7 protein-coding genes are annotated in these 6297 nt (G+C 70.9%); 6 read left to right on the forward strand and 1 reads right to left on the reverse strand.

The window, feature by feature from the left end:
• Positions 1–118: 118 nt before the first annotated feature.
• A complete protein-coding gene (locus CCN72_RS02000) occupies positions 119–865 on the reverse strand; it encodes an SLATT domain-containing protein (protein ID WP_086806069.1) in 747 nt (248 codons plus the stop codon).
• Between the two features lie 236 nt (positions 866–1101).
• Here CCN72_RS02000 and CCN72_RS02005 point away from each other — a divergent pair, with 236 nt between their 5' ends.
• From CCN72_RS02005 to CCN72_RS02030, 6 genes are all read left to right on the forward strand, one after another.
• Positions 1102–1446: a YbaB/EbfC family nucleoid-associated protein gene (locus tag CCN72_RS02005; RefSeq protein ID WP_037658448.1), complete on the forward strand. Its 345-nt coding sequence runs from the start codon at positions 1102–1104 to the stop codon at positions 1444–1446.
• A 51-nt stretch (positions 1447–1497) separates the two neighbouring features.
• On the forward strand, positions 1498–2097 hold the full coding sequence (recR, locus tag CCN72_RS02010) for a recombination mediator RecR (RefSeq protein ID WP_085565816.1): 600 nt from the start codon (positions 1498–1500) through the stop codon (positions 2095–2097).
• Positions 2090–2752, forward strand: a complete 663-nt coding sequence (locus CCN72_RS02015; RefSeq protein WP_085565817.1) for a DUF5063 domain-containing protein — start codon at positions 2090–2092, stop codon at positions 2750–2752. The genes recR and CCN72_RS02015 overlap by 8 nt, the downstream gene beginning before the upstream one ends.
• A 204-nt stretch (positions 2753–2956) precedes the next feature.
• Positions 2957–4228 carry an aspartate kinase gene (locus CCN72_RS02020; RefSeq protein WP_085565818.1) on the forward strand — a complete coding sequence of 424 codons (1272 nt, stop codon included), beginning with the start codon at positions 2957–2959 and terminating at the stop codon, positions 4226–4228.
• Entirely contained in the window at positions 4225–5280 is a 1056-nt protein-coding gene (locus CCN72_RS02025; RefSeq protein ID WP_086806070.1) for an aspartate-semialdehyde dehydrogenase, read from the forward strand. The genes CCN72_RS02020 and CCN72_RS02025 overlap by 4 nt, the downstream gene beginning before the upstream one ends.
• Positions 5281–5683: 403 nt before the next feature.
• Positions 5684–6297 (forward strand): SigE family RNA polymerase sigma factor (locus CCN72_RS02030; protein ID WP_086806071.1); only part of this gene is annotated, 614 nt, incomplete at its 3' end.

The raw sequence follows: 6297 nt of genomic DNA on the forward strand, positions 1-6297 counted from the left end.
CACACCTACAACCACCACCGCTGCCACACCGCGATCGGAGGCCAGCCCCCGATCAGCCGCGTCAACAACCCTCCGGGTCAATACACCTAGCGGCCGGTGGGCGACCCGGCCCCCATGGTCACCGCGGCTCCGGTGGCCGCTGCCTCGGCATGTTCGGGCGGGTGCCCCCCGCCGGGGGCAGGACGAATCTGGCCGCCTGCCCCACCACCTCCTGCCGCGGCACATACGCCACCGACTGTGCCCCCACCGGTGCCGCGCCCGCCCGGAACGCCACCATCCAGTCCGCCGTCTCCGCCCGGACCAGCTCCGTCATGTCCTCCGAGAAGCGGCGCAGCAGGACCACGCACCGCTCCGCCGCCTCGCTCGCCGTGCCCTCCGTGGGGCCCAGCACCTCCCGCACCCCCTCCACCGCCCAGTCGAACTGGAGCGCCTGGAGGCGCCGCTGCACCGCCTGCGCCGTCGCCACGTCCCGCATCCAGCCGGACGTCACCCCGAAGTACCGGTCCGCACCGGCGCACGCGGCGGCGAGGAGCAGGGCCAGGCACCCCCAGGGCGCCACGCCCCCGGCCACCTTCGTCAGATCCAGCAGCGGCAGCGCCGCCCCGGTCACCGCGCCCACCGCCGCCCCGGCCCGCAGCACCCGCGCCCCGCGCCGCTTCCACACCCGGTCCCGCAGATACCAGTCCGCCGTCCGCAGGGCGCCGTGCTCCACCCACCGGTACAGCTCGTCCAGCCGCTCGCCGGGCTCGCCCCAGTCGCCGGGCGGCAGCGCCCGCCCGGTCAGATCACCCGGCCGGGGTCCGGCCGAGCCCTCGCCCCGCCCGTCCTGAGGCGGCCCCTCGGGCTGCATCTCCGGCTGACCCACCCGGCACTCCCTACTGATCACGACCGGTCACGTAGCGTGACATTCCCTGCCGACGTGCGCCACCCTTCCTACCGCCCAACGGGTGGCCCGGTCGTGACTTTCCCGGCTTTTCCGCCCGGAAGAAGGCCTTGATCAGCTATAGATCCGCCATCTCTCTCACTCGAAAGAGTGGCGGTGTGATGGCCGCCTGGACCACGTAGGCTCGTGCCAAGGAGAAAGACACAGAGGAGCTGATCGTGATCCCCGGTGGTGGCCAGCCCAACATGCAGCAGTTGCTCCAGCAGGCCCAGCAGATGCAGCAGGATCTGCAGCGGGCCCAGGAGGAACTGGCGAACACGGAGGTCGACGGGCAGTCGGGCGGCGGCCTGGTCAGGGCCACCGTGACCGGCGCCGGCGAGCTGCGCGGCCTGAAGATCGACCCCAAGGCGGTGGACCCGGAGGACACCGAGACCCTCGCCGACCTGATCGTGGCCGCCGTACAGGCCGCGAACGAGAACGCGCAGGCGCTCCAGCAGCAGAAGCTCGGCCCGCTGGCCCAGGGCCTGGGCGGCGGCACCGGCATCCCCGGTCTGCCGTTCTGACTCCGGTCCAACTAGCGTACGTACCGAAAGGTCTCCAGGAAGGGCAGTCCGTTGTACGAAGGCGTGGTCCAGGACCTCATCGACGAGCTGGGGCGGCTGCCCGGCGTCGGTCCCAAGAGCGCGCAGCGGATCGCCTTTCACATCCTCCAGGCCGAGCCGACGGACGTGAAGCGGCTCGCGCAGGCGCTCCTGGAGGTCAAGGCGAAGGTCCGCTTCTGCGTGACCTGCGGCAATGTCGCGCAGGAGGAACTGTGCAACATCTGCCGTGACCCGCGCCGGGACCCCTCGGTGATCTGTGTCGTGGAGGAGCCGAAGGACGTCGTCGCGGTCGAGCGCACCCGCGAGTTCCGCGGCCGCTATCACGTGCTCGGCGGGGCGATCAGCCCCATCGAGGGTGTCGGCCCCGACGACCTGCGTATACGGGAACTTCTCACGCGGTTGGCCGACGGGACGGTCACGGAGCTGATCCTGGCCACCGATCCGAATCTGGAGGGCGAGGCGACGGCCACGTACCTCGCGCGCATGATCAAGCCCATGGGCCTGAAGGTCACCCGCCTGGCCAGCGGCCTCCCGGTGGGTGGCGACCTGGAATACGCGGACGAGGTCACCCTCGGCCGCGCCTTCGAGGGGAGAAGACTCCTAGATGTCTGACGCCACGCTGCACGCCACGTCGCAGAACCCCGACGATTTCGCGGTACAGGTCGCGGACCAGGTCGAGAGCTTCCTGGTGGCCGTGACGGAGGTGGCGCGGGGCGACGAGCCCGGCTCCACCGTCCCCTTCCTGCTCCTGGAGATCTCCCAGCTGCTGCTGGCCGGCGGCCGGCTGGGCGCCCACGAGGACATCGTCCCGGACGAGCGCTACGAGCCCGACCCGGGCCCGGAGCCGGACGTGGACGGGGTGCGGGAGAACTTCGCCCGGCTGCTGGAGCCCGTCGACGTCTACTCCGAGGTCTTCGACCCCTACGAGCCCCGCAAGGCCCCGGTGCCGGCCCGGATCTCCGACGACCTCGCCGACATCATCACGGACCTGCGCCACGGCATGGTCCACTACCGCGCGGGCCGCACCACCGAGGCCCTGTGGTGGTGGCAGTTCTCCTACTTCTCCAACTGGGGTCCGACGGCCTCCGCCGTGCTGCGCGCCCTCCAGTCGGTGCTCATCCACGTCCGCCTCAACCAGCCCCTGGAGGAGCTGGACGGCCTGGACACCGACCAGAGCCCGATGGGCGACGAGACCCTGGAGTTCGAGGCGGGCCGGGTGATGGCCGAGGAGATCGGCGGACCGCTGGGGATGCGGCCCGGTTCGTGACGCCGTAGCCACGCCGCGCGGGTACGGCGCCGGGTGTGACCCGGGGCACGTTCCGCGTGGGCCGGTCCCGGGCGGGCAGAAGGCCATCCGGAAGCGGGCGTCCGGGGTCCCATGGGCTGATGTCTCACCATGCGGGAGCAGGGTGGTGGATTTTGGACGCTCGTTAAACTGAGCCGACACAAACGAACCGAGCGAGGAGCGCACGTGGGCCTTGTCGTGCAGAAGTACGGAGGCTCCTCCGTAGCCGATGCCGAGGGCATCAAGCGCGTCGCCAAGCGGATCGTGGAAGCGAAGAAGAACGGCAACCAGGTTGTCGTCGTCGTTTCCGCGATGGGCGACACGACGGACGAGTTGATCGATCTCGCCGCGCAGGTCTCTCCGATGCCTGCCGGGCGCGAATTCGACATGCTGCTGACCGCCGGAGAGCGGATCTCCATGGCGCTGCTGGCCATGGCGATCAAAAACCTGGGCCATGAGGCCCAGTCCTTCACCGGCAGCCAGGCCGGCGTCATCACCGACTCGGTCCACAACAAGGCTCGGATCATCGATGTCACGCCGGGCCGCATCCGGACCGCGCTGGACGAGGGCAACATCGCGATCGTCGCCGGTTTCCAGGGCGTCAGCGCCGACAAGAAGGACATCACCACGCTCGGCCGCGGTGGCTCGGACACCACCGCCGTGGCCCTCGCCGCCGCCCTCGACGCCGAGGTCTGCGAGATCTACACCGACGTCGACGGCGTGTTCACCGCCGACCCGCGGGTGGTCAAGAAGGCGAAGAAGATCGACTGGATCTCCTTCGAGGACATGCTGGAGCTCGCGGCCTCCGGTTCCAAGGTCCTGCTCCACCGCTGTGTGGAGTACGCCCGCCGCTACAACATCCCGATCCACGTACGCTCCAGCTTCAGCGGGTTGCAGGGCACATGGGTCAGCAGTGAGCCGATTGGGGACAAGAAGGTGGAGCAGGCCATCATCTCCGGTGTCGCGCACGACACCTCCGAGGCCAAGATCACGGTCGTCGGTGTGCCGGACAAGCCGGGTGAGGCCGCCGCCATCTTCCGGGCCATCGCCGACGCGCAGATCAACATCGACATGGTCGTGCAGAACGTGTCCGCCGCCGCCACCGGCCTGACGGACATCTCCTTCACGCTGCCGAAGACCGAGGGCCGCAAGGCCATCGGCGCCCTGGAGCGCAACCGCCCCGGCATCGGCTTCGACTCGCTGCGCTACGACGACCAGATCGGCAAGATCTCCCTGGTCGGCGCGGGTATGAAGACCAACCCGGGTGTCACCGCGGCCTTCTTCGAGGCGCTGTCCGACGCGGGGGTGAACATCGAGCTGATCTCGACCTCCGAGATCCGTATCTCGGTCGTCACCCGCAAGGACGATGTGGCGGAGGCCGTGCGCGCCGTGCACACCGCCTTCGGGCTCGACTCCGACACCGACGAGGCCGTCGTCTACGGAGGCACCGGCCGATGAACGCCAAGCCGACGCTCGCGGTCGTGGGAGCGACCGGAGTGGTCGGCCGGGTCATGCTCCAGATCCTTTCCCAGCGCAAGGACATCTGGGGCGAGATCCGTCTGTTCGCCTCCCCCCGCCCGGCCGGCCGCAAGCTGGCCGTGCGCGGGGCGGAGGCCGAGGTCTCGGCCCTGACCGAGGACTGCTTCGACGGGGTCGACATCGCCCTGTTCGACGTGCCGGAGCGGCTCGCCGCCGAGTGGGCGCCGATCGCCGCCGCGGCCGGCGCGGTGGTCGTGGACAACTCCGGCGCCTTCCGCGCCGATCCGGATGTGCCCCTGGTGGTGCCCGAGGTCAACGCCCACCGGGTGCGCAACCGCCCGCGCGGCATCATCGCCAACCCCGGCCCCACCACCCTCACGATGATCGTCGCGCTCGGCGCCCTGCACGCCGAGTACGGGCTGCGCGAGCTGGTGGTCTCCTGCTGCCTGGCGGTCAGCGACGCCGGCCGGGCCGGTGTGGACACGCTGCGCGCCCAGCTGTCCCAGGTCGCCGGCACCGAACTGGGCACCGCGCCGGGGGACGTACGACGTCTCGTGGGCGACGCCACCGGACCGTTCCCGGAGCCGGTCGCGCTGAACGTCGTACCGTGGGCCGGCCCCGCGGCCGAGGACGGCTGGTCCTCGGCGGAGCTGCGGGTGCGCGAGGAGACCCGCCGGATCCTCTCGCTGCCCGGCCTGCCCGTCGCCGTCACCTGTGTCCGGGTGCCGGTGGTCACCACCCACTCCCTCACGGTCCACGCCCGCTTCCAGGGTGTGGCCGGGGTGGACGGCGCCCGCGAGATCCTCGCCACCGCGCCCGGTGTGGTGCTGTGCGACGACCCGGCGGCCGGTGAGTTCCCCACCCCCGCCGACGTGGTGGGCACCGATCCCGCCTGGGTGGGGCGGCTGCGGCAGTCGCTGGACGACCCGACCGCGCTCGAACTCTTCGTCTGCGGCGACAATTTGCGCAAAGGCGCCGCATTGAACCTCGTACAGATCGCGGAGCTGGTCGCCCAGGAGTCCGCCGGGTGAACCGTGTGGCCGCTTTGTAGGATCTGTGTGCGAAGCGTGTCCGGCGGCATGGTCCAAACCGCTTGAGCCGGCCCTCTCGGCGGCAGAAGATGTGGCTCCCCGCCCTCCGCAACCACGCGGAGGGCGGGGAGCGTCTTTGCGGTCACTCTTCGGGGCGTGGGGGCGCCGTGAGCGGACCGGGCGCGGGGATGCCCGTCCACATCGGACATAGGGGAAGAGCGGGACGCATGACGGCACTTGAGGCACCGCCGGCTGTCGCACATGTGACGCCCGGCGCGTACAACCCTGGCGGGGGCAGACGTGTCCAACAGGCGTGGCAGAGGTACTGGAACTCACAGGGGGACGCGGCACCGCGGCCCTTCGGCCGCCGCGTGCGGCGTTGCGTCCCCGCACGCCCGGCGGCATGCCGGTGATCGCGCCCATGCCAGCCGCGCGGCCCGCCCGCATACCCGGTCAGCGTGACGGCGCCGACGACACCGCGGCCACGGAGGCCGTCACCGGCACCACCGTGGACCATCTCACCGAGACCTACCGGGCGCACTACCGCTCGCTGCTGGGTCTCGCCGCCCTCCTCCTCGACGACACCGCCTCCTGCGAGGACGTCGTCCAGGAGGCCTTCATCCGGGTCCACTCGGCGCGCAAACGCGTCCGCGACCCGCAGAAGACCCTCGCCTACCTCAGGCAGACGGTCGTCAATCTCTCCCGCTCCACGCTGCGCCGCCGCATCCTCGGCCTCAAGCTGCTCGCCAAGCCGATGCCGGACATGGCGAGCGCGGAGGAGGGCGCGTACGACCAGCTGGAGCGCCGCGACCTCATCAAGGCGATGAAGGGGCTCCAGCGCCGCCAGCGTGAGGTCCTGGTCCTGCGCTACTTCGCGGACATGACCGAGGCCCAGGTCGCCGAGACGCTCGGCATCTCCCTGGGCTCGGTGAAGGCGTACGGCTCGCGGGGCATCGCCGCGCTGCGGGTGCCCGGTCATGCGAGTGCCTCCATGGCCACCCGCAGCGCGGCGATGCC

Origin of the sequence: Streptomyces murinus (genome assembly GCF_002154555.1) — a bacterium.
Taxonomy (GTDB): Bacteria; Actinomycetota; Actinomycetes; order Streptomycetales; family Streptomycetaceae; genus Streptomyces; species Streptomyces murinus.

Excerpts from the sequence above, each read along its gene's own strand:
- CCN72_RS02015 (WP_085565817.1), top strand. The coding sequence starts at position 2,090 with ATGTCTGACGCCACGCTGCACGCCACGTCGCAGAACCCCGACGATTTC.
- CCN72_RS02025 (WP_086806070.1), top strand. The coding sequence starts at position 4,225 with ATGAACGCCAAGCCGACGCTCGCGGTCGTGGGAGCGACCGGAGTGGTC.